At 50.3% G+C, this 1,871-nt stretch carries 4 protein-coding genes; all 4 read left to right on the plus strand.

Annotated features, from left to right (window positions below; all coding sequences use genetic code 11):
* The coding region (locus tag KO508_RS08315; protein ID WP_216007879.1) for a hypothetical protein at positions 1-526 on the plus strand (526 nt) is incomplete at its 5' end.
* Between the two features lie 87 nt (positions 527-613).
* Positions 614-1,096 carry a hypothetical protein gene (locus KO508_RS08320; RefSeq protein WP_113814885.1) on the plus strand — a complete coding sequence of 161 codons (483 nt, stop codon included), beginning with the start codon at positions 614-616 and terminating at the stop codon, positions 1,094-1,096.
* 126 nt (positions 1,097-1,222) lie between these two features.
* Positions 1,223-1,501: a type II toxin-antitoxin system RelE/ParE family toxin gene (locus KO508_RS08325; RefSeq protein ID WP_216007880.1), complete on the plus strand. Its 279-nt coding sequence runs from the start codon at positions 1,223-1,225 to the stop codon at positions 1,499-1,501.
* Positions 1,501-1,794, plus strand: coding sequence for a HigA family addiction module antitoxin (locus KO508_RS08330; RefSeq protein ID WP_216007881.1), 294 nt, complete (start codon positions 1,501-1,503; stop codon positions 1,792-1,794). Before KO508_RS08325 ends, KO508_RS08330 begins: the two co-directional genes overlap by 1 nt.
* Positions 1,795-1,871: the final 77 nt, after the last annotated feature.

Below are 1,871 nucleotides of genomic sequence, written 5' to 3' on the forward strand. Positions count from 1 at the left end.
GCTTATTTCAGCGTTAGGAGCCACGTTTATGTCTCAACCCGACTGGAAGCGTTACGAATCTGCTTCAAGAGAAATACTGCAGCATTTCGCGTCGGAGCTAGGAATTATTTCGGTTGACGGTGAGGCTGTGCTGCCTGGGAGCTCTGGCACTAAATGGCATGTCGAAGGAACGGCAACATGTCTGGATGAGGGTGGATTTCTTATCTTGGAGTGCCGACGATACACCGCTAAACGACTGAACCAAGAATCTCTCGGGGGTTTAGCTTTTCGAATTCTTGATACTGGAGGTGCCGGGGCTATTATTGTCACTCCGTTGCCATTACAACAAGGAGCTAAACTTGTCGCGGAGTCTCAGAATATTGTCCCTGTAGAAATCGCGGAGTGGAGTACAGCGCAGCATTATCTTGCCCGTATTTTAGGGAAAACCTTTCATGGGTTTGGTTATGTAGAAGCTATACAGGTATCGGCTAGTAGTGTGGTGTCAATTCAGCTGACGAGAGCCATCGCCAGTGAAGATGACTCCTAACAATCGCAGGCACAGGGACAAAATTTCCGCTGCGCTACAATTTTGCCCGTGCTGCGGGCGTTATGTGCAAGGAAAGCTCGCAGAATCATGAAAGCTTTAAAGGTTACCGGAGCAATTGTCGTTGCTCTAATCGGAGCTTGGTACCTACTCGAGGATTACTGGTATAGAAAAGCTATTCCAGAAAATATTGGTCTCAGTTACCGCATATCTATCACCTCGGATTCTGGGCTTAGGGAAGGTTGTGGTACGGCTGTCTACAAATTGGGCGGTAAAACAGCAGAAGCCATCAAAGAGCAAGGTGTTAAGTTTTTCGAGGAATCAGGCCAGGCTCGAGGTCATTCTGACCGGTACTATACATATGGCGAGTGGATGGAAACTCCAAGAGATGACTGGACTAGGTCGGAAAATTGGTCATATGAACTGCTTTGCGGCGGGAGTATCGGTGGCTCTTTGCATGACGACATAGTAGAGAGCGGACGAACCGGTGGTTCGTACTATTCGTTCAAGGATGAGGCCGTCCTGATGGTGATACCCGACAAAAAACTGGTGGTTTTCAGTCACAATGGTTAAAGCACATAACCAGTGCAGGCACGGCGACGCCCACTACATTGCGCCTTCGGCTCCATTCCGTGTGCGCGCATGCTGCAAGCGTTAAGCTCTATTGTTGCATGGTGCGCAACATGCTATAATTCCCTCATGATTAAATCATTCCGTCACAAAGGACTGAAACGGTTCTACTCGACCGGCAGCACGTCCGGCATACAGCCAGATCACGCCAAGAAACTGCGCATGCAGCTGGCTGCTCTGGATACTGCCACTTCGGTGGAAGACATCGACATCCCTGGTTTTCGGCTTCATCCATTGAAAGGTAAAGACAAAGATCGGTGGTCGATTCGGGTTAACGGAAATTGGCGCATGACGTTCGAATTTCAGGACGGCAACGCCTACATTCTTGATTATGAGGATTATCACTAATGACTATGCATAATCCGCCGCATCCCGGTGAATTCATTCGCGAGGTGTACCTGGAGCCTTTCGGTATCAGCTCTCGTCAGCTTGCTTCCAGTCTGGGCGTTTCACCTTCTACTTTGTCTCGGCTGCTCAAAGGGGATAGTGGCATTAGCCCTGAAATGTCTCTGCGGTTGTCCAAGGTTCTCGGGCGTACTCCTGAGAGCTGGTTGGTGATGCAAGATATGTATGACCTATGGGTGGCTCGCGGCACGGTCAACCTGGATGGTATTCACCGTCTGGACTTCGAAGCAGCTTAACCAGTGGCTGTTGTCGGACGCGCCTGCGCTGGCGCTCCGGCACGCCGCAAAGCCGGGCGTTAGGAGCTTGAGTGATC

It is taken from the genome of Marinobacter salexigens (assembly GCF_018860765.1).
Classification (GTDB): Bacteria; Pseudomonadota; Gammaproteobacteria; order Pseudomonadales; family Oleiphilaceae; genus Marinobacter; species Marinobacter salexigens_A.